The sequence below is a fragment of the Lactobacillus sp. UCMA15818 genome, from assembly GCF_030400225.1.
Taxonomy (GTDB): Bacteria; Bacillota; Bacilli; order Lactobacillales; family Lactobacillaceae; genus Liquorilactobacillus.
In genome coordinates this window covers 447,569-469,572 of sequence record NZ_VJYB01000002.1, presented here as the reverse complement: position 1 = coordinate 469,572, position 22,004 = coordinate 447,569, and the positions used below count along the sequence as shown (strand labels likewise).

The 22,004-nt window shown below is 33.2% G+C and carries 23 protein-coding genes and 1 pseudogene; 4 read left to right on the top strand and 20 right to left on the bottom strand.

Annotation, left to right across the window (positions count from 1 at the left end):
- Positions 1–153 precede the first annotated feature (153 nt).
- On the top strand, positions 154–993 hold the full coding sequence (gene dat, locus FFX44_RS05295) for a D-amino-acid transaminase (RefSeq protein ID WP_289978606.1): 840 nt from the start codon (positions 154–156) through the stop codon (positions 991–993).
- Positions 994–1,263: 270 nt separating this feature from the next.
- On the opposite strand, the gene FFX44_RS05290 is transcribed toward dat, so the two are convergent.
- Positions 1,264–1,851 (bottom strand): helix-turn-helix domain-containing protein, encoded by a 588-nt coding sequence (locus FFX44_RS05290; RefSeq protein ID WP_289978605.1) that lies wholly within the window; start codon positions 1,849–1,851, stop codon positions 1,264–1,266.
- 117 nt (positions 1,852–1,968) lie between these two features.
- Between FFX44_RS05290 and FFX44_RS05285 the strand changes: the two genes are divergently transcribed.
- On the top strand, positions 1,969–3,234 hold the full coding sequence (locus FFX44_RS05285) for an MFS transporter (RefSeq protein WP_289978604.1): 1,266 nt from the start codon (positions 1,969–1,971) through the stop codon (positions 3,232–3,234).
- A gap of 36 nt (positions 3,235–3,270) precedes the next feature.
- Here FFX44_RS05285 and FFX44_RS05280 read toward each other — a convergent pair whose 3' ends face one another.
- The 5 genes and pseudogenes from FFX44_RS05280 to FFX44_RS05260 all read right to left on the bottom strand — a co-directional run bounded on the left by FFX44_RS05280 (position 3,271) and on the right by FFX44_RS05260 (position 9,023).
- Positions 3,271–4,353 carry a serine hydrolase domain-containing protein gene (locus FFX44_RS05280; RefSeq protein ID WP_289978602.1) on the bottom strand — a complete coding sequence of 361 codons (1,083 nt, stop codon included), beginning with the start codon at positions 4,351–4,353 and terminating at the stop codon, positions 3,271–3,273.
- Positions 4,350–6,089, bottom strand: a complete 1,740-nt coding sequence (locus tag FFX44_RS05275; protein ID WP_289978598.1) for a hypothetical protein — start codon at positions 6,087–6,089, stop codon at positions 4,350–4,352. Before FFX44_RS05275 ends, FFX44_RS05280 begins: the two co-directional genes overlap by 4 nt.
- A 210-nt stretch (positions 6,090–6,299) precedes the next feature.
- Complete coding sequence (gene ndk / locus FFX44_RS05270; protein ID WP_289978597.1) at positions 6,300–6,722, bottom strand: nucleoside-diphosphate kinase; 423 nt, start codon at positions 6,720–6,722, stop codon at positions 6,300–6,302.
- 231 nt (positions 6,723–6,953) lie between these two features.
- Positions 6,954–7,766, bottom strand: a pseudogene (galE, locus tag FFX44_RS05265) (UDP-glucose 4-epimerase GalE); the annotation flags it as partial.
- 105 nt (positions 7,767–7,871) lie between these two features.
- Positions 7,872–9,023, bottom strand: coding sequence for an RNA-guided endonuclease TnpB family protein (locus FFX44_RS05260; protein WP_289978595.1), 1,152 nt, complete (start codon positions 9,021–9,023; stop codon positions 7,872–7,874).
- A gap of 212 nt (positions 9,024–9,235) precedes the next feature.
- Between FFX44_RS05260 and FFX44_RS05255 the strand changes: the two genes are divergently transcribed.
- On the top strand, positions 9,236–10,105 hold the full coding sequence (locus FFX44_RS05255) for a helix-turn-helix transcriptional regulator (RefSeq protein ID WP_289978593.1): 870 nt from the start codon (positions 9,236–9,238) through the stop codon (positions 10,103–10,105).
- A 96-nt stretch (positions 10,106–10,201) separates the two neighbouring features.
- Here the strand turns inward: FFX44_RS05255 and FFX44_RS05250 are convergent, their stop codons facing one another.
- The 10 genes from FFX44_RS05250 to FFX44_RS05205 form a co-directional block, all read right to left on the bottom strand.
- Positions 10,202–10,765 (bottom strand): DNA-3-methyladenine glycosylase, encoded by a 564-nt coding sequence (locus FFX44_RS05250; protein ID WP_289978592.1) that lies wholly within the window; start codon positions 10,763–10,765, stop codon positions 10,202–10,204.
- Positions 10,740–11,288 carry a hypothetical protein gene (locus FFX44_RS05245; RefSeq protein ID WP_289978588.1) on the bottom strand — a complete coding sequence of 183 codons (549 nt, stop codon included), beginning with the start codon at positions 11,286–11,288 and terminating at the stop codon, positions 10,740–10,742. Before FFX44_RS05245 ends, FFX44_RS05250 begins: the two co-directional genes overlap by 26 nt.
- A 194-nt stretch (positions 11,289–11,482) precedes the next feature.
- Complete coding sequence (locus FFX44_RS05240; RefSeq protein ID WP_289978584.1) at positions 11,483–11,641, bottom strand: hypothetical protein; 159 nt, start codon at positions 11,639–11,641, stop codon at positions 11,483–11,485.
- A 322-nt stretch (positions 11,642–11,963) separates the two neighbouring features.
- Complete coding sequence (gene thiD / locus FFX44_RS05235; RefSeq protein WP_289978582.1) at positions 11,964–12,773, bottom strand: bifunctional hydroxymethylpyrimidine kinase/phosphomethylpyrimidine kinase; 810 nt, start codon at positions 12,771–12,773, stop codon at positions 11,964–11,966.
- Positions 12,774–13,090: 317 nt separating this feature from the next.
- Positions 13,091–13,426 carry a MazG-like family protein gene (locus FFX44_RS05230; RefSeq protein WP_289978580.1) on the bottom strand — a complete coding sequence of 112 codons (336 nt, stop codon included), beginning with the start codon at positions 13,424–13,426 and terminating at the stop codon, positions 13,091–13,093.
- Positions 13,427–13,639: 213 nt separating this feature from the next.
- Positions 13,640–14,107 carry an RpiB/LacA/LacB family sugar-phosphate isomerase gene (locus FFX44_RS05225; protein ID WP_289978578.1) on the bottom strand — a complete coding sequence of 156 codons (468 nt, stop codon included), beginning with the start codon at positions 14,105–14,107 and terminating at the stop codon, positions 13,640–13,642.
- Between the two features lie 104 nt (positions 14,108–14,211).
- Positions 14,212–14,733, bottom strand: coding sequence for an NUDIX domain-containing protein (locus FFX44_RS05220; protein ID WP_289978574.1), 522 nt, complete (start codon positions 14,731–14,733; stop codon positions 14,212–14,214).
- Positions 14,734–14,741: 8 nt separating this feature from the next.
- Positions 14,742–15,263: a GNAT family protein gene (locus FFX44_RS05215; RefSeq protein WP_289978572.1), complete on the bottom strand. Its 522-nt coding sequence runs from the start codon at positions 15,261–15,263 to the stop codon at positions 14,742–14,744.
- A gap of 16 nt (positions 15,264–15,279) precedes the next feature.
- Positions 15,280–16,431 carry an MFS transporter gene (locus tag FFX44_RS05210; protein WP_289978570.1) on the bottom strand — a complete coding sequence of 384 codons (1,152 nt, stop codon included), beginning with the start codon at positions 16,429–16,431 and terminating at the stop codon, positions 15,280–15,282.
- A 31-nt stretch (positions 16,432–16,462) separates the two neighbouring features.
- Complete coding sequence (locus FFX44_RS05205) at positions 16,463–17,089, bottom strand: LysM peptidoglycan-binding domain-containing protein (RefSeq protein WP_289978568.1); 627 nt, start codon at positions 17,087–17,089, stop codon at positions 16,463–16,465.
- A 230-nt stretch (positions 17,090–17,319) separates the two neighbouring features.
- On the opposite strand from FFX44_RS05205, the gene FFX44_RS05200 reads away from it, so the two are divergent.
- Entirely contained in the window at positions 17,320–18,231 is a 912-nt protein-coding gene (locus FFX44_RS05200; protein WP_289978565.1) for a serine hydrolase, read from the top strand.
- Positions 18,232–18,412: 181 nt separating this feature from the next.
- Here the strand turns inward: FFX44_RS05200 and FFX44_RS05195 are convergent, their stop codons facing one another.
- From FFX44_RS05195 to FFX44_RS05180, 4 genes are all read right to left on the bottom strand, one after another.
- The gene (locus FFX44_RS05195; protein WP_289978564.1) at positions 18,413–19,585 is read right to left on the bottom strand and encodes an AI-2E family transporter; all 1,173 of its coding nucleotides are present in this window, start codon (positions 19,583–19,585) and stop codon (positions 18,413–18,415) included.
- A 104-nt stretch (positions 19,586–19,689) separates the two neighbouring features.
- Positions 19,690–20,649: a threonine/serine dehydratase gene (locus tag FFX44_RS05190; RefSeq protein WP_289978563.1), complete on the bottom strand. Its 960-nt coding sequence runs from the start codon at positions 20,647–20,649 to the stop codon at positions 19,690–19,692.
- A 309-nt stretch (positions 20,650–20,958) separates the two neighbouring features.
- Entirely contained in the window at positions 20,959–21,156 is a 198-nt protein-coding gene (locus tag FFX44_RS05185) for a hypothetical protein (RefSeq protein WP_289978561.1), read from the bottom strand.
- A 169-nt stretch (positions 21,157–21,325) separates the two neighbouring features.
- The gene (locus FFX44_RS05180; protein ID WP_289978559.1) at positions 21,326–21,850 is read right to left on the bottom strand and encodes a nucleoside 2-deoxyribosyltransferase; all 525 of its coding nucleotides are present in this window, start codon (positions 21,848–21,850) and stop codon (positions 21,326–21,328) included.
- Between the last annotated feature and the right edge of the window lie 154 nt (positions 21,851–22,004).

The window sequence follows — 22,004 nt, the reverse complement described above, 5'->3', positions numbered from 1 at the left end:
TTGAAAACAAACTGCCCAAAGAGATAAGTTTATCTTCTTTTCTTAAATAAACATTATGCTAGTTATCTAACAACCATTTTCATTCAACGTTTTAATGAATTTTCTCTCATAATAGAGTATAATACTGCTAACCAACACAGGAGGGATTTACTTATGCATGTACTTTGGAAAGACCAAATAGTAGAACGTGACACAGTAAAAATCGATATTGAAGACCGCGCCTATCAATATGGGGATGGACTATATGAAGCAATGCGTGTCTATAAATCGAAGATGTATATGTTTGATGAGCATTTTGATAGACTTGATCGCTGTACAAAAGAAATTCGTTTAGAATTGCCTTTCACTCGCTCTGAGTTAAAAGCTAACCTTGAAAAACTAATTGCTGTCGAATCAATCGTAGAAGGTGAGGTTTATCTCCAAGTCTCTCGTGGCGTTAAAGCGCCTAGAGACCATCATCTGCCACTCCCTGGTACTGTTGAAGCTGTCTTAACGGCCAATGTTATTACAATTGAACGTGATGTAACAGCTCAAGAAAAAGGACATACGGCGTGTTTAGTACAGGATCAGCGCTGGCTTCATTGTAATATTAAGTCATTGAGTTTACTTGGCAATGTCCTTTCTTTGAATGAGGCAGTTGAAAAAGGCTATGACGATGCATTGCTTGTTCGTGATGGATACTTTACAGAAGCATCAGCATCTAATCTTTGGTTTGTTATTGATGGAAAGCTACATACTCATGAAGATGGTAACTTAGTATTACCTGGTATCACAAAAATCAAACTATTAGAAATTGCAAAATCTCTTGGATTAGAAGTTATCGAAGATGCTGTCCCTGTCACAATGCTTAGTCAAGTTGAAGAGTGTTTTGCATCTAATTCCGTCCATGAAGTAATGCCCATTGTTGAAATTGATGGAAACCCTGTTAAAGATGGTAAGCGTGGTCCAATAACGAAACTTCTTCAAGATAAATATATTGAAGAAACACTGTAAGTTTAATTATTAATATAGCTGCACCAAGGGGAGTTGTAACATAAGTCAGGAAAATTTAAATACTAACTAACGCGAAATTGCTCATAGCAGGTACTTTGCTATGAGTAATTTCGTGTTAGACGGAGAATTTTGACTTATGGAACACGTTTATACGGAATAAATAGAGAGATTAGGCCAAAAGTTAAATTTCGACCAACCTCTCTATTTACTCATCTATCGCTTTGTTTCAAAAAAACAAACACTCATCGATCTAATTTGGAGTACATCACATTACCATTTTTGTACCATAAAATTAAACTCTTCCTTCTCTGTCCCCTGATCTTCTTCTTCTGCCTTTTCCATTAATTTGTAGATATTAGCGAATAATTTTTTTTGTGCTTTATGTGATAATTTTATTGTACTAAAAAGTCCACCTGTTCTAATTTTTTCAAAATAAGTTGGATCCTCCTGATACTTGTCCATCTCAGAAAGTGCTGAATCCAAAAATATTTGCATCCTATACAAAAACAACTTTACAAACTCATCTCTGTGACTTGCTACCCAATCAGCTGACATACTGACACCATCAAATTCATTTCCATCAGGGCCTGAAATACCGCTCCCCCTATGCTCGTTCAAATTGTAACTTGAATAATAGTATTCTTGTAAATTCTTAACTTGTTCACTCCTGACGATTTCAATCAAATCTAATTCGATCAATTTTTTTACAGGATAATACAACTGGCTTATCGGAACTCCAATTTTCTTGGAAACTTCCTTGATATTTATCCCATCTTTTACATTTGCAGCTTTTATAATTTTAATATTTTTATCATCAGCTAAGACTTTTCCCAACTGTGACACGATACTTGCAACCATCTAATCACCTCAAACTAATAATAAGGGATTGACAAAATTAAATCAAACAGTTACATTTTATTTATCGTTAAAATAAATTTTATCGAAAAATAAAATTAAATTGTGAGGGGGTTGTAGATGAAAAAAACAAATACTATTTTTATCACAGATAAAGAGTCAAATATTCAAATTATCAAAGATATTACAAGTAACTTAATCAGTTCTTTGACAGGAAATATGTTTTCATTTTCTCTAGGTTTAATGCTATTAAATATTACACATTCACCGCTTAGCTTTGGATTAGAAATGATTATTATGCCTTTAGTTAATCTATTGTTTGTCATCCCTATCGGTAATATCGTGGACACAGTGCCACATAAGAAAATAATAATTCTATCTCTGCTTATTCGACTTCTTGCACTATTTACATTATATGTAACAATTGGTTTCTTCAAAAACGATTATCTTTTTATTCCGATTGCCATTTTTGTTACTATCAATACTATTTGTAGTAGTTTCAATTCAACTACTTATTCTGCAGCAGTTCATGAAGTTGTGAATCAAAACCATATTCAAAAGCTTAGTTCTTTCACACAAGCCGCTAGTTCCCTATCCGCAATCATTGCTCCTCCGCTTGGAATGACCCTTTACACTCTACTAGGTTTTAAATGGATGATTTTTCTTGAAATCGTTGCTTCATTAATTTCTTTTGCAATTGTAACGAGCATGTATTTTCATTATTCTTCAAAAAAAATACAAGAAGACATTACGCATAAAGGAAAATCCAGACTAGCTTCCCAGATAAAAAAGTTTGCAAGTGGACTAGAATATATCCATAAACAACGACTAATTACGGAAATAATCACAATTGGTGTCTTCATAAACTTTTTATTTACTTCACTAACGATTGGAATGCCTTATATAATATCAAATGATCTTCACTTCGGAAACGGTCCTATTAGTTTTCTTGAAAGTGGAAACTCGCTCGGAATGCTTCTAGGCAGTTTACTAATTGGAACGATTCCAGATAAACTTTCACTAAAGACAAAGCTCTTTGGCTCTTTAATACCAACTATTGTGTCTTTTATTTGCTTAGGAATTGTTCTCACATGTTTAAAAAATTATTTAACCATAACAATACTAGGGACAATACTAATGGCTATTCTTGGATTTTCACTTATCATATTGAACGTCACTACACAAGTATTTTTGCAGCAAAGTGTTCCTACTGCCTTATTGGGCCGTGTTATGTCTTCAATTATGACAATCAATACTTCTGTTATGCCATTCGGAACAGTAATGTTCACACTAATCTTTGTCCATATTCAGCAAGGCGCCTGGGTTCTAATTCTGAATGGTATCATAATGCTTGTATATATCTTGTGGAGGATGACAAAAATATAAAGTAAGCGCCTAATTAGATAGCTCATCTATAACCGTTTAGGCAACTAAAATATTTTCTAGCTGTTGAATCATCGCCCTACCTTGGGTATCAGACACACCCTTATTTAACATCAAAATCATATTAGCATGTTTACTTTTGTCATCATAATAAAAATTATAGTAGCCATTATCTATTCCATCTGCACGTTGACCTTCTGGAAAATAATAAAAGCCTGCTGAATAAGCAGTTTCATGATTTCGCGAGAGCTCATTTAATGCATTAATTGGTATTAGCTTACCATTCTCAAGCGCAGACACAAATTTAAAATAGTCCAACGGTGTTGTATACAGATTGCCGCATCCTAATTCACTTGAAGTTAGACTATAAGATACTGGATGCAATATTATATTATTTCCAAAAATATAAGTTTTTGCAGAAGAATTAATTATATTAGTATCTAATTCAGCAGTATTTTTCAATTTTAATGGTTTTAAAATATACTGGTTTAATACACTTATGTAGGGTTTGTTAGTGACCTTCGTAATTATCCCTGCTAACAAAATATAATTTGCATTTGTGTAGCTCCAATACATTTTGCCGGTCGATTTTAAATGGCTAAGCGTCCATGCAACAGCGCTAGAATCACTTGTTAAGCTAACTTTAGGTGCGGGTTCTCCCATCTGAATACCTGATGTATGATCTAATAAGTTTCGAATTGTTATTTTGTTTGAATATCTAACACCTGGATAAAATTGATTAAGCTTGGTATTCATTGATAGCTTTCCATTATCAATCAATATTTGTATCATTGTTGCTGTGTAACTTTTTTGCAATGAAGCTAACATATACTTTGTTGAACTTGAGTTCTTGATTTTCTTATCATAATTTGCATACCCTGCTGAGACACTCTTAATTTTATGAGATTCTCCATTCTGATAAACCAAGGTTCCCCAAACTTTATCATTTTTAAAAACCGCTTGTAATTGCTGTCTTTTACTTTCCTTATGTCTTGTGTGTATTCTGGTAGTGTCTCTAATCTGCTTCTTCTTTGCTACATTGCTTGTTTTGAAGCCCCAGTAGACAAATATCCCTAAAAATATTAAAATAACTGCTATTAAAACAGTATCCGTTTTTTTCATTTCATTCTGCCCCTTTTTACCAATTTAAAGCCTGTAACTATTCTGAACCCCAAAACAATCCACGCCACTAATGTCAACAGTACGAGTAAACTCTCAGTCCCATTATTTTCCTTTTTTAGCACAATCTTATTATGACCTTTTTTTAAGACAAACTGCATCGTGCCTCTTTTTGAGCTAGTAATTTTTTCTTTGCTGTTATTGATGGTCAGCGTGTATTTAACCCCGTCATAAAATATAATTGGAATATCTACCAATTGTTTTTTTTCACTATTTAAAGAGAAAGACAACTCATTATTTTTAAATTCAGTCTGCACTAGATTATTTTGTGTACCATCCTCAAATAAAATCACTCTTTTCTGAATAGATTCTTTATGTGTAAATGCTTTTTCAGTGTAATAATCAGTATTACTAGAAGAATTTCTGAGTTCACCAAAATATTTTGCAAAAGCTTTACTTGTGATTGAATAGTTTTTACTGCTTTCTTGCTGATACGCTGTCGTGATTAATTCATCCTTTTGACTCTTTTGGTAGAAAGTATAAAACTCAGCACTCAGACTTGGCAGCGTCAATAACGTTAAAATCCCAATGACATAAATTTTGCTAAATCTTTTTGATTTTGCATACTCCTCAACAACATCTTTTACCAACCATGCTCCAACTACTGCCATAAAGAAACCGCTGATTCCCAATAATCTCCAAGGAAACTGAATTACCGCAATAGAGGTTTGTTGTAGTAGGTACCAGGGAAATAAAGAGGTTGTTAAGATTGCCGTAATATTCATGATTGAGAATGAATATTTGTAAACCTTTGGCATTTTCTTCCATTTAAAAATTCCCCAAACAAAAATAACTAAGAATATAACTCCAAGACTCCTATTAAGGTGGTTATTTGCACTATTTGTTATAAACGTACCCAAACTTGATAACTCTCCGCCAGGACTGACCATCAAGTTATACTTTGTTGGAAAATGTATCCGATTTTTAAGTGTCAGTACTACTAATGGATACACAATAAAAAGAACCTGCATGACAAACAACACAATGACTTTCAAACTGATAACAACCGTTTCCTTATTCACCTGTTGTTTCATTATTGCAATTATGAACATTAATATAACAGTCACCAATAAAAATACAGCTGATAAAATATGTGAATATGTAACCATACTAAGTCCAACTACTGCCCAATAGTAATTTTTTCCGTCTTCAAAAAAGATGTTATAAAATCCATAAATTGCAAGTGGAAAAAACATTAATGCGAGCCACTCTCCAATATCAAAACGAATAAATAAATCTGTTAAATGATAAATTGACATGTTATAAATAATTGCAAAACTAGCACTTTGAATCAGGTTACCACTAAATTTTAACATCATTTGATAAGCAATTAAGAACCCAAGATAAGTATAAAATGTTAGCCCAATGTATAGTACAAGTACTGGATTTGCAAAGATAAATCGAAGTATTGCAAATGGTAATAGTGTAATCATTGGATAAAAGGACTGTACCATATCGCCAACGTTCTTGAATGTCTTAAAGCTTGGCATCATAAAAATCGAATTATTATTTCTAATTGCCTGATATAAGCCATTTATCCGATCTACATGAAATTTCAGGTCATCAGCATTATAAATAATGCCACGATGAGAAAAAATATAGACACTTAGAATCGATAATATAATAAAAAATGATTGTAAATAGAACCAAGTATAATTATTTTTTAGTTGTTTCAGCAAAAACAGTGACCCCTCTCAACAAATTTCCACGTGCTAATATTAGCATTTTTTCTCCATAGTTTTTGCTTTTGAAAGAAAGTTAATCTATTTTTAGACTATTCTATTTTTTTTAATAATTTATATCCTTTTGCACAAAAAAACTGTCACAAAATTATTGTTTCATGACAGTTTTTTTAAATACCTTTCAGTAGTGTTCAAAAGAATTTTTTGTTATTTATTTGGAAACCAAATTTTAATTTCATTTTCTGCAGTTTCAACTCCATCGGAACTGTGCACTACATTTCTCAAATTGCCATCTTCCCATTCGCAGCCAAAATCACCACGAATCGTCCCCGAAGCAGCTAAAGTTGGATTAGTCTTTCCAGCCATATTATGAAACGCATCAATAATATTGATTCCCCTTGCAATAATTGCAACAATGGGTCCTTCCTTCATGTAAGATTCTATGTCTCCAAAATAAGGTTTATCAACTTTATCTGAATAATGTTTCCTGAGCTTCTCATCAGTTGCCATTGTTACTTTCAATGACTCAATCTCATAACCCTTTTGTTCAATCCTTGTGATAATCTCACCTACGTGACCTGCAGAAACTCCATCAGGCTTTACAAGAATCAATGTTCTCTCAACTGCCATTTTCATTCCTCCAAACAATATCGTGATTAACAACACAATACAATTCTCACGCTCAAAATTGGAAAAAGCAAGTTTTTATAAGAAAAATAAAATGGCACACTACCCTTTTCTCTCCGTAATTTCGACTAAATTCCCCATCTGCAGCTCTAGATATCCTGATAACTACCACACCAAATTCCAAATGTAGTCATCAGTCACCTTATTACGAGCGATAATATACAGCACAATATTTTAATTTTCAAATCCATTAGGATGATTCTTTGTCCAATTCCATGCAGATTGAATCATTGTGTTAATATCGCTATAATGTGGCTCCCAGCCTAAAACCTGCCTGATTTTCTCACTATTTGCTACAAGTTCATCAGGGTCTCCACCTCGTCTTGGTGCATCTATAATCTTAAAGTCAATTCCCGTCTGTTCCTTCACAGCATACACAATTTCTTTAACAGAGTATCCATGTTTCGATCCAATATTAAAGACATCACTTTTACCGCCATTGCGTAAATACTTTAATCCCAGATAATGTGCATCTACTAGGTCAACAACATGCACATAATCACGAATATTGTATCTATCTCTCGTTGCATAATCATTACCGCACATCTCTACACACTCTCGTTTACCAGCTGCTGCTTCAAGTACAATTGGAATTAGATGCGATTCGGGACGATGGTCTTCCCCAATACTACAATCAATCTGCGCACCAGCAACATTAAAATAGCGAAATGCAAGCCACTTAATTCCATAAGCTTCGCCATCCCATTTCATTATTTGTTCCATCATTAACTTGGTCAAGCCATATGGATTAATAGGATTCTTGCTAGTATCCTCACTAATTGGGCTATTTTCAGGAATGCCATAGACAGCCGCTGAAGAAGAAAAGATTAATTTATTTATCTTGAAGTCCTTCATTACATTAATCAATGCAATTAAACCATAGACATTATTATCAAAATAGTCATTTGGTTTTACTATAGATTCTGGAATCTGCATGTACGCGCAAAAATGAAAAACTGCTTCAATTTCATATTTCTCAAATACATCATGTAGTGACTTACATCGGCACTAAAGTACCGAGCTTCTAGGAACAAGCATAACTTATCTCATACATTTCAGTATTCGACAGCGGTTTACTCTATTTACTAAGGTTTAGCCCAAACCAAGTTTTAATATATTTTTACTTGCATTTACATCTCTATCTAACTGTGTATGGCATTGAGGACAAGTCCATGTTCTTACATCTAGTTCGTGTTTACCAGCATCATATCCACAATTAAAGCAGAGTTGACTAGTCTTGTATGGATTAACCACACTAAGGGCTTTGCCATACCATTTGCACTTATATTCCAGCATTAATCTAAGCATTCTCCAAGATTGATTAGCGATTGCTCTAGCTAGTTTGTGATTTTTAATCATATTATTAGATTTTAAGTCTTCAATCACTAGAGTGTCATAGTCTTTAACTAACTTGACGGTAAGCTTATGAAGATAGTCTTTCCTCTGGTTAGCTATCTTTTCACTATATTTAGCGACCATCTGTTTAGCCTTGGTATAGTTCTTAAAGTCAGCTAGCTCTCTAGGTTCAACGACTTTGTTGTGTTTATCCCAAGCTATTTCTTTCTTAGCTTGTTCTCTACGTCTAGCTAGTCGTTTTTCCCAATAGTGTTTCTTTTTAGCAAGAATCTGATCAAACCTAATTGTCGGATATTTAACAGCATCTGATGTGCTTATTAAATCGGCTATCCCCATATCCAAACCGACAGCTTGACTTGTCTTACTAAATTGTGTTTGGCTTTCACACTCAATTAGTAGAACGCAATAGAACTTGCCTGTTGGACTTAACTGGATAGTCGTTGACTTGATTTTGTCATCCGTGAACTTTCCTCTGTACTTCATAATACCTAATTTAGGCAGCTTCAAATAATGATTATCAATCAATCTAACATTATTATTTATACATTTAGACTTAAAACTTTGCTTTGGGAACTTTCGCGACTTAAATTTAGGATATCCCCCAAGTTTTTTAAAAAATCTTTGGAAAGCTACAGCTAGTGTTTCACAAGTGTCTTGTAATGAGGTGCTCTCAGCTTGTTTTAACCATGAATATTCCGTTTTTAATTGTTTTACTAAGAAGTTCATTGCAAAACCATTTAAGAACTTAGAATCTTTATTATTTTTATAACGCTTGCTTTGCATCTCCAACATCTGATTCCAAACAAATCTAGTCGCTCCAAAGTTCTCAACTATTTGTTTTTGTTGTTCTAAATTAGGATATATCCTTAGTTTAAGTCCTTGATACATTCAGTTTTACCTCCTTTGATGTCAAGTTTTTCTCCAGAACAAGCACTCAGTTTCAGCATATGGTGAACTAATATATCCAGCTCCACCTAAAACTAATAGACTCATCGATTTCACTCCTTATTATTATTAAATTTTGCTTCCACTACAGTTTAATATACAATGAACAAAGGAAATCTTTTTGTTACTTATTCCGACAAACGAGGTCTATTAACATGAATAACATTGGTCCGCTTATTAAAAAAATCAGAACTGACAAAAATCTGACGCAAAAAAATGTATCAATTGGTGTAATGTCACGTTCTCATCTTTCAGAGCTTGAAAATGGTAAGTATTTCCCTTCATACGAAAAAATGTTGGGGTTGCTACAGAATCTTGATATCTCTCTTATGGAGTTTCAAACAGAACTTGGTACTAATTACTCACTCGAAGACAGAATCTATATAGAAACAGCTAATAGGCTTTCAACTGAACAAAAAATAGTAGAATTAGCAAATTATTTAGAGCAGACTTTCACAGCAGATGTTGCAAAGAAAAGCATTCGCCTAAAAATTAAACGATTAAATATGTTGGGGTTAGTTGAACTAACCCAAAGTAATCATATAACTGCTGAGAATTATCAACCTATCTTCAACTACTTATTATCCTGCAAGAATTGGCATGAATTTGAAATTCGAACACTAGCTAATTCGATCTTTCTGGCTGATTTTGAGGTAGCAAAGATATTAGCAGGACAATTTGAAGAAAAAGCAAAAAAATTAAATTTCACAAATTATATTGATAAAGTGATTCTCTTTTTTAGTAATCTAGCTGAGTTAGCATTGCGAAAAGAAGAATACCAGCTTGCATTAATATACGCAAAAAATGCTCAAAAAAAAGCATACGACAATAAAAAAATATATTATCTCTTAGTAGCGAATGTACTTGTAAATTTAGCTAATTTAAAAGTAGGTAAAGCTGATGAAATATATTTACAGGAAATTACTAAGAATATTGCTGCTTTTAGAATGCTCGCATATTCATCAATTGCTGATAATTTGCAAAACCTAGTTGATTTAATTCTACACACAAAATATGTGAGTTAATGATTAGTAGGGTCCTACAATTAATAAAAAGATGCCGACTTTTTATAAGCTTCTATTCTTAAAAAAATTTCAAACTATAGTTCAAATACTTTTAATTTACTTCCATGTATCACTATCTTCGATCAGTTCCCTTTTAGCAACTTTTGAAACATGTTTATTTCCCTTTACATAAAAACATAATGGCTTATTCCTCCATTCATCTTCACAAGTCACACCAATTCGTGCGCGTTGACAAATTTTCTTCGGAATTTTTCCATGAATTATTTTCAGGTCTGATTCTTCAATCAATTTTCCGTCAAGATTTTGCGAAATCCCGCAAAAGCGTGTCAACTTTCCTGGCCCATTAGAGACTACATCCCCTGATGGACTTTCAAGTGCTCTAATAAGCACTGCTTCTGCAATATTTTTAGGCCTTGTAACAAGATTTAGCATTTGGTACCCATAGATTTGATAAACATACCAATGCCCCGCCGAAAGATACATAGATTCATTTTTAGGACTTCTTCTACCATTGCTACTATGACAAGCACTATCACCTGTCCCTAAATAAGCCTCAGTTTCAACAATTTTACCCAGATTCTCTCCAGAAAGTATCAATTTCATTCCTAACATTGCTTTAGCAGTCCTGATAGTATCACAGTTCATTACTTTTTTTAACATACTTACACTCTTTTCTAAAAACACAATGATTACATTTAGGAGTTTTTGTACAGAATTTAATATAAAATACATCTATTTTTGCATGAAACTCTTGAAGTTTCTTAACCGTCAAATTTGTTTCATAGTATTTAGCTATTGCATTTAAATCTTCATATTTTTGAACTGACATATCAAAAACTCTAGAGAAGAGCCTTCTTGCATAGGCATCTGAAACGAATTTTTTTTCGTTCACAATATATAACAAAAATACATCTGCAGTTTCGTTTCCTATACCATTAATCCTAATTATCTTTTCTCTCAATTTTTTTACATTTTCAAGATTACTAATTCCGCTATTTTCCTTAATAAAAAGAAAGAGTTCTTTTATGCACTTGCCTTTTTGCTTGTAAAAGCCTGCTTCTTTGATTTTTTCCTCAAGAATCTCCGATGGCATATCTAATATATCATTTATTTTTAAATTTTCTGGAAAATTTCTAATTACTTTCTCAACGTTATCAAAATTGGTATTTTGCGTTAATATCATACCTAAGATTTGTTTGATTGCACTGTTTCCTGGGTACCAATTCTGATCACAAATTTCAGAATCTATTTTTATAAAAAAATGAATTAATTTTTTTTTTTAATTTTTGGCATTATTATTCCATTCCATTTCTTCAGATTTTAACAACACTTTTTGCCCTTCTTTATACACGCGATGCTGAAACATTCGGAAAAATATTAATTTGATAAACGGAAAAAATCCCAACTTTCTTTTTTTAACTCTAAACCTCTTATCTTCTGCATATCGCCAAGAAAAAAGATTTTGAAATTTGAAATAAATTTTTCTATCTTTTCTTTACCTGAGCTGGTTGGTAAAGTTAAAACTACTTTATACATTAAACTTTCCCTCCAATGTATGCGTTTTCTAAATTGTAACATATTTCACAAAGTATGCCATTATATTCTAATAAGGATAATCAATAACAAATTGAATTTCTCTTTCTATTTTTGTGTGCTCTATCATTGTCCTTGAAAAATTCAGAGACTGACGTAAAAATTGACTATATCAACTGAAAAGCTTTTTATTATTTAGCAAATTAATTTAACGTTCACTAATTATTGTTTACGCACTATCCAGTTTCATCACTACTAAATATTATAGAAACAAAAAATAAGACTTTCCCATCTATTTTTAATAGTGAAAAGTCTTATTTTTATTTCATTTTACTTTTGGCGCCCAATGGTTAATTGGACCAAACTTATGTCCAACAGCAATTTCATTCCCAATTGCCGTGTTTACATAATCTTTGGCAATTCGAATCGCCTTTTCAATCTCTGTTCCCTTGGCTATCTCTGCAGCAATACATGCAGATAATGAATCACCTGTCCCATTAATATGTGTTGTATTATGATATGGAGCACTCAGCCAAAAACTTTTGCCAGATTCTAATAAGATAAAATCACGGACTTCTGTTTGACTTTCATCTTGATGATATCCTTTAGCAACAACATTTTTTGCACCCATTTGTTGTAACTTATGAGCAGCAGTTACTAAATCATCATCGTTCTTGATTTTCATATCAGCTAATTTCTCTGACTCATAAAAGTTCGGTGTAATCACAGTTGCAAGAGGAATCATCAATTCTCTTAGAGTTTCAAATGCACTCTCTTCAAGTAACATATCACCATGCTTCGTCATGATGACTGGATCAACAACTAGTGGTCCAAAAGCGTATTTCTTATAATTTGCGACAACATTTTTAATCAAGTTAGAATCAGCCAACATCCCTGTCTTCGTTGCTTTAACCTTGAAATCTGCACTAATATCTGCAAATTCTTGATCAATAAAATCTAAAGGCAGCGCGATACTTGCGTGAATTCCGTACGAATTTCCTGCAACACATGCTGTCATCACAGATATTCCATATACTTCTCTTGTAAAAAAAGTATGCAAATCCGCTTGCATGCCTGCACTGCCATCGCTATCTGAACCAGCAATTGTCATTACTTGTGGATACTCATTTACCATAAAAACATCCCTTTTCATTCAAAATTATGCATCTAACTACCTGAAGCACTTCTACAAATTAAAACGTTCATCAAACAAGCCTCTCCATGATAATTGTCCAAATAAGTTTGTTTCATTAAAATTTAATAACTTTCTAATTTCAGAGTATAACACAAAATTTATGTTTTATCTTAAGTTAATTTATTTTTCAGCTACATTGTTATAATATGGCTTACTAATCTACAAATCTCTTACACTAAGCTTAAAATTCAGAAATTATCTTCACATTTAACTTCTCAATAACTGCGACTACTAAATCTATCATATTTCGAAAATCTTCATACGCTACGATTATTTGTTTCAAATCTTTTTTTCAGTTTATTTTTACTATAATCACTGAGAGCTGAATACCTAATTCCATACTGCGAGCTAATTATTAGTAACTGATCAAAGCAATCAGCAAGTTCTTCCTTTAAATTGTCCAGTCGCTCGTCATTCGTCAAAATCTTATCACCTGGATGATCCCTGCCATTGAGTTCAATTGTTCTAACAGCTCTAGATAATTCACCAATTTCTTCACTAAGAAAAACCAAACGGTTCATTGGTGAAAAACGATACCAGTCTCGACCCTTATAGAAATCGACTAACCAGTCCTGATGCTCATCAATTGTCATTTTTTTACTCCTTTTTAAATAATGCTAAGACTAATTTTTTGCTGGTGTTCGGTATAAAGTGAAGCACCACAAAAAAAGTTCACTTGTACCCCAGCCCTTTTATTTATTACGAATAAATATATTTCATAATACACGATTTAAAAAAACCGACCTCTAAAGATTAGAATTTTGGTCTAACTTTTAGGAGTCGATTCAATTATCCTTTTTTATTACTTAGATTTCATCTAATGAGCGCAGATGCCTTTTTGAAATTTCTTTAACCTTGTTTACTCGGCGAATATATTTTTCCTGTGCCAAGAAGTCTGTCGTCATCCACACATTAACAATATCTAAAGCAATAGCCGAGCCAATAATTTTACCACCTAAGCATAAAACATTACTATCGGTATGCTGTCTTGCTAATTTCGCACAAAACGGATCCTGACACACAACAGCATCAATTCCGAGAACACGGTTAGCAATCAGTGCACTACCATATCCAACCCCGTCTATAAAAATGCCACGATCTGCATTCTTCTTTGCAACTTCCAGAGCTGCTGGATATACGTAATCAGACAAGTCTACCGCATCACTGCTGAATGGTCCTAAATCATTAACCTCATGTCCCATTGAAATCAAAAGTTCACTAATTTCTTTTTTTAATGCAACACCAGCGTGGTCACTTGCTAAAACTATTTTCAATATTATCTCTCCTCTATTATTTCATTTTGTACCAGTTAATTATACAATATGAAAGCAAGTTACGGAGACTTTACTCCGAAAGATACTAATTAACTGCTTATCTACTAATTATCCATCTGCGAAATTAATTTCAATCTTTCCCAAGTATTGTCAATTCCTTTGTTTTTTAACAATTCAATCGCCTTAGTAATTTCAAAAAATTCCACTTTATCAACTTCTGTTTTTTGAATAATTAATTTATTAATATCAAGTTGCATGGTTACTACAAACCAAAAAGTTATCCAACTTTCTCGTATTTCTTTAAAGAAAAAATTGTCATCTTCTATTCTTAAATTTATTCCTAATTCCTCACAAACCTCACGACTAGCAGCCATATAGATACTCTCGCCACTTAGAACAGAACCCCCTGCTGATTCTTGCCATTTTCCTGGATTATTTAGCTTGCTCAATGTCCTTTTTTGCAATAATACACAGTTGTTATCATCAAAGATAAAAACGCCAACAACTAAATGAAATTCTCCTTTAGTTAAAGTATCTCTTCTTTTTTTAACTCCTATTTTCTTAAGTTGTGCATTATATATATCCCAAAACTCATTAAAATTATCACTATATTTTGCTTCATTCATCAGTTTTTTTACCAATTTGCTCGTAAAACACCATATTTTACAGAATCCCAATATTTTCCTTGCCAAAAACGAACCTTCCTAATCTGTGCCTCTTTCTCTAAGTTAAGGCTCTCAGCCAGTCCAATCATTCTTAAATTGCCTGACCAAGTAGTCAAACCTATATGTGGCAGTGAAACTATTGAAAAAACATGATTGATCCAGAGTTTAAGTGCCACTTTTCCAATACCTTTTTGCCACTTTTCTGTTGAATAGATTACAATGCCTACATCTAGCCATCTTTCAAGCTTTCCATCCTCATAATATGCAGATACCATTCCTACAATCTGTTCATCAACAATGATAACATTCTTAAATTCATTGTTTACAAAGTCTGCCGGCCCGATTTTCTTTATGAATTCATTTTTCTTAGGAAGCTTACCTTTAAAATATGGTCCATTCCATTTCGTCCATTCTGCATCAGGATTACTGTATGCAACCCCCCAAAAGGATTCTAGGTCCTCCAATAAGAATTCACGAATTTCAATATTCATCATTTTTCTCCGTAGGTCATTCAATATATTTTTTATTTCTTTTTAGTAATAGTATCAAGGGAATCAGTACAATATGACTGACAAAAATAGCAATAAATGAAAAGCTATAATTAATCTGAGAAATCATATATCCACCTGCTAGCGGGCCAATTGCACGTCCAGCCGAACCTGCAGTGCTACTAATAGATTGAATTGATGCTCGATTGCTATCATTAGCATAGCGATTAAGCAAAGCCGGAATCGTCGTTAGGGCCAAGACGTCACCTACAGATAATGCTGTAATTCCCAAGACAAAGCGCCAGTAAGTATCCGCACCTATAATTAGCAAATAGGAAATTGCAAACATGCTTACACCAACAATTACACGTAATTTTTCATTTTCAAAATTTGCTTTAAAAAATGGTTTCAATAGTGGTTGAAAAATAACAATTTCAAAAGTTGATATCGTAAATAAAAAACTGTATTTTTGTACCGAAATATTCTTAGACAACATCAAAACCGAAATATTACTATTCCACTGTTCATAGCCTATCCAAATAAAAATAATGGTCAAACATATAATTACTAGACTACTTATTGTTGTTGCATTTTCATCGAAGTTCAATTTTCTTTTTTTACTTATTATTTTTTCGTGCTCAATATCGTTAAAGTTAAAAGCAATAATCATTAAGGTCAGCGAAAAAAGTATTAATGAGCTTAGAAAGACTTCTCTGATGCCTATTGCAAATAAAGTTCCCGATAGAAAAGTTGATATTCCCATTCCAATATTTGCTAGCCAATAAGCATTTGTAAAGATATTTGCATCTTCCTTTTGCAAATAAGCGATATACCCGTTAACTGCTGAATTTAAGATTCCCAAACCCAAGCCATAAAAAGCAACCAAAAAAGCATAGAGTGGCCATAGTGGCCACACTACGATTGTAATTAAGGAAAACCAGACAATTGCACCGCCTAAGTAGTGCGTTTGTTTTACCTTCCATCTATCTAATAAAAATCCCCCAATTAAATTTCCAATCACCATTGCAATTGAAAAGCCCATTAAGACATAACCAGCAACAACCAAGCTCTGATTTAGTCTCTCATGGATAAATAAGGTAGTTATCGGCATTATTAACCCAATCCCCATATTAACGAACATACTTGCAAGTAAAGTGGCTTTATTCTTCAAAAAAACACTCCTAATATTTCTCAAAAATTTCTTAGTACCAATTATTTTCTTTCCAGTGTTCCATTGCTTTCGTCCAAGAACCGTATCGCTGCATTACGTACTCTTTTGCAACCTTTTCTTGATTTTCAGCCGAATAATCGCCCTTCAGATAACTCGAATCAAGCTGATATTTTCCAATATATTTCCCATTTCTGGCATTATAATTCCCACCAGATTCATGCTGCACGATATAGTCTTGAGCTACTTTTTCATTACCAGAAAGAGCTGTACTTTGGACACCTTCACTCGAGCCTTGAGAACTTGCATTAGTGTTTTGAACGTTTCCAGTTGTTGACGAGGCCCCATACCCATATGCTGCCTGTGCACTCTGTGTTGCGGCTGTCTCCGTATTATTACCAGTGACACTAATTCTTTGATTAACATAAATTAGGTTGGGATTAGCAATATTATTGCCTTGGGCTAGGTCTGAAATGCTAGTTCCGTATTTTCTAGCGATTGCCCACAATGTATCACCTTTTTTTATCGTAAGTTCTGTACTTAAATTCTTCTCCAGTATATTGGAGAAGAGTGCCTGATTTGCTTGCTGACTGCTTTGGGTTGAACTAGCATCAGCTGCAACACTATTAGTATTCTGATTTGTTATCCCTGATATATTCACGCTGCTCATTCTCCTTTAAAACAAGATACTAGTGTTATTATACATAACTATTTACTTCATTCATATGCCAAAAATTCATAAAAACAAATAAAATAATCGTAAAAATCATATTTGCTTCTAATATAATTATGACTTACTTCACAGCTTTTTCATTTAATAAAATTATGCTTTCAATAGGTATTAACATATGTGAAAGTGAAGTGTATAGCTTGAGAAGAAGAAAAAGATACTTGAGAATAGGTAATATATTCCTTTTTTTAGTAATCGTAAGCATTATAATAATTTTAGCTATTAAAAGCACTCAAAAGGATACTCCTGCTAGTGCTAGTAGCAATTCGAATGATAAAAAGCAAACCACACAGGTCCAAAAGCTTGCTACTAAAAAAAGTCAAATCACAAAAAAATTACAAAAGTATTTAGACAAGGTTACTGCTGATGGAACTGCTAGTGTCAGTTTCTATAATCTCTCACCAGAAGAAAATAGTACTGCTGCTAAAAAGAGCAATGCTTCCTTATATAAGGAAGGAAATCTTGCAGTTTCCTCAAATGCCTCTACCCCAGCTACTTCGGCTAGTACATATAAGTTATTCATAACTGCATATTTATTTAATGAGGCCAAAAACAATAATTTCTCTTGGGACACAACTTCTACAAATGGTTTTTACAATATGATTGTATATAGTCAAAATGATTTTGCCGAAACCGAATTGCAAACATATGGACTTTCCAGTATAAATAGTTTTATCAAAAGTCAAAATTGGTACTCGCCTGTCTTCACCAATTCTAGCAATGCCACAACAACTGCAAATAGCCTACAGGAATTATTATTGCAATTATTTCATGGGACTGGTGCATTCAGTGATACTGCAAATCGCTCTAAACTACTAAGTTTAATGGGTAAACAAGTATATCGTACAGGAATCCCTACAGGAGCTGCAAAAGCAATGAAAGGAACTACTGTAACTGATAAAGTTGGTTTCTTGGATGATGTAAACAATGATGCTGGGATTGTCACCCTTCCCAATGGTCAAAGATATATCTTAGTAATCATGACTCATGGTCATAATCAGAGCGGATTCAGTGGATTCCCTAGAATCGCTAAAATTGCAAAAGAAGTCCAATCTATTGTCTATGGCAATTAGACTTCACATCTACTTATTGGATTTTATCCGAGATTAATTAAGAGAAGCTTTGACTTATAAATTATGTTGATTTATTACAATTAAAGGGATTGGATCAAAATTTGACCCAATCCCTTTACTACGTTTAGTCAAGCATACTTATAAGTTTTTCTCTGCATAGCCATATTCTGTGAGACAACAATTATTTTTTGTTTAGGTAGTTCTTCTTTGAAAATTCAGTATCTTCATATTGTCCAGATTCTCCATAAAAACGATTATATCTTTTCTTGAATTTTCTAAACAAATAAATTGTTATTGCTTTGATGAAACAATAAATTGGAATCCCAAAAATTACACCAATTATTCCTAACATTTCACCCATCACCAATAATACGAGTAATACCGTGATTGGATGCAATTGTAAGTTATTACCCATAACCTTAGGAACGATAAACTGACCATGTAAGAATTGCACGACAAACCATACAATTACAAAAACCAAAGCCATCATGAACGAAGATTGGAAAGCAATAATTAATCCAGGAATGAAGGCTGCAAAAGAACCAATGTATGGAATAATACTCAAAATCCCAGCTGCCAGTGCTAAAGTCCCTGCGTATTTGATTCCCATTAACATAAAACATGGCCAATACATTATTCCTAAAATTGCAGATACCGCAATTTGTCCCTTCAGATATCCACCAATTTGCTGGTCAACTATCTTAGCAAACTCTGTAAAGTCGTTACGAAAAAGCGGTGGCACCAACTTTTTGCTAGTCTTAAAGAACTTTTCCTTATCTTGTAGCAAGAAAAAGGCTATTATTGGCCCAGTTATAACTGCCAATAATAAAGTAGAAATCACTGAGAATACACTTCCAAAGCTTTTTGCACCATTCTGCAAATAACTCTCTATGAATTTGCTGATTTTTGTACTCGATAAGTTTAGTGAGTCTTGCAGCTGTTTAAACTCATTTGCGTATGGAAAATTAGCAGCTAAACTATCCGCATTTTTTTCAAAACTCTGCAAAATATTAGGAAAATGCTTAACTAAATCAATTGCTTGATTTCTAGCAGTAATAATTAATTCAATTCCTCCAAAAATCAATAGTGTTAATATTATGACGTAGATAATAACTATTATCCAGGTACGCTTGATATATTTTTCCAATAACTTAACCAGTGGATTTATCAAATAATACAAAATTAGCCCTACGATAACTGGTGGCATTATTGTCGAGAAGACGACAGCAAAAGGTTCGAATATAAATGCTATTTTACTGTAAAGAAAGATAATAGCAGCTATCATCCCTAAAACAAACAGCGTGAATACTAGACTTCTACCACCCAAAAAACGAATCCATTTGTTGCTTTTCATTAAGCTTCTTCACCTCATTTTAATAGTATCAATTAATTATACTAGTATTATCAATAAATAGGTTAACATTACACCTTTGTAGACATGAATCATTAGTCCTAGTTTTAGGCTAGTAGATTATAAAATAATTTTTCATCAATATTTCCACCCGAAATGATTGCAGCCACTACACTCCCACCAATCTTCTCACCATAGTTTCTAAGTGCAGCAACTGTCGTACAACTTCCTGGTTCAGCAATAATTTTTTCTTCCTTGGCCATGTATGCAACTGCATCTGCAATCTCTGCCTCATCAACCGCTATCAGCTCGTCAACATATGCGGGAAGCATCTCATAGCTCAACCTCCCAATTCCTCCTACAAGTGATTCGCAGATTGAATCCTTAGTAGGATATTCTTCATAAAACTTCTTATTCTTAATTGCTTCAATCATTGCGGGACAAGCAGCGGTTTGAACTCCAACTATTCTGATTGTTGGATTAATGCTTTTGGCTGCAACTGCAATTCCGGTAATCAAGCTGCCCCCTCCAATTGGGATAACAATCGTATCTAGCAATGGCAACTGTTGCATTAACTCCAAAGAGATTGTCCCCTGTCCACTATAAATCAACGGATCAGAATAATAAGAATCAATATAATTCATCTCACTTTTTTTAACATATTGCATTCCTTGAATATGAGCTTCATCATAATTCTTACCTATTTGTTTGACTTGCCCACCGAAATGCTCAATTTTTTCAATCTTATTATTTGGCGTCCCAATTGGCACAATAACCTCAATTTTTTCAATCCCCAATAACTGACTGGCATAAGCAGTTGCAATTCCATGATTTCCGGATGAAATGGTAACTACACCCTTCCTTTTTTCTGCATTTGTTAGACTCAATATTTTATTCAAAGCTCCTCTAATTTTAAAGCTTCTAACTGGCTGTAGCGACTCTAATTTGAAAAAATATTCTCTCTCATTATTATTTAAAAAAAGTGATTCAACTACAGGGGTTGTTCTTAAATATGGTTTTATCTTCTCAAATGCCCGCTCAACATCTTGTAAATCAAATTTTTTCATTGAACCACACCATTTCCTAAATTTCTGTAAAAAGTATCTCATATGCTTATGAATTGTTCAACTTTTGAACTCAAAGTAATCAGCTGCTTATTCCTATGATACTTAATAACAGATTATTTTAATTCATACTTCATGAAAAATGTCACAGATAAGCAACTACGTTATTTATAACTTAATTTGACATTTCAAGACATTAAAAAAAGAGCTAAGTCAAAAATAAATTTTGATTTAGTCCCTTTGTTGATTTTATATAATTGACACTCCATAAGTCAAATTCCGCTGACTTATCATTATTTCTATATAACTTTCCTAATCTCGTGAGAAAATACCTACTACACCAATGCACAACGCAATCACTGTCGAAGCTACTGCAATAGCAAAACAGGTCACCCCACCCACTGCAACAGCTTGAAATGATATTCCCCAAGAGAGTCCCAAGATCAGCAACAACATCGCAATTAATGCAACGATTGAAATTATAATTAATACGTTTTGAAATGCAGACATCTTCTTACTCTCCTCTCTGACATATATTAATTCAGAATTCTTATTTTCCACTGAATTGATTATATCAAAACGAAGTTAATAATTCTCATCTCATGGTTTCCACTGTTAAAAAATATCCTAAACTTAATAATTATGCAGATTTTTCATTAATTATTCTGCATATAGATTATTAATGAACTAAGCCCGTGTACGTACCAGCATGAACATGCCTAAAATCAAATGTACTTAATTCAGATAGCTTAATAACACGTGTTACACCATATGCCAGCATTAAGTTCAAGTTATCGGCATCATCATTAGGAACAACGATAATCGACTGTTTGCCAATCCCCTTCGCGTAACCTAGTTCAAAAGCTCCTCCATCATCGGGAAAGCTTGGCAAATAAAGCATCAAACATAAATCCGAACCCACAATTCCTTCAATATCTGAGTTGAAGGTCCGTGCTTGCCACTCGATATCATGCAATAATTCTGGATGTTCAGCAACATCTAGTCCCTTATATTGAAAATCAAGTGGAAAATGCGAATATTTCCTTGAAATACTTGGGTTGGCTTCAATTGCAGCTAAGCCCTGTTTTAAATGTTCCCGCTGCTGTTCATTAAACCATGAACAACCAATGTAGACTTTTACAGGCGGCATCGGTAAATCGTTAACCTTATCTCCCAGTGCAAATTCATTGTTGAATTGTGCCATTAAAATACTCCTTCAATTAAATAGATTTATTGTAAAGTTATTTTATCATATACATCGAATAATAAGCTAAATAAAATTACTAGCAGCTACATAATGTTTATTAAAGTTTTATTCAATAACTTAAAAAAGCCTTACAGATATTGAGTTATCATCA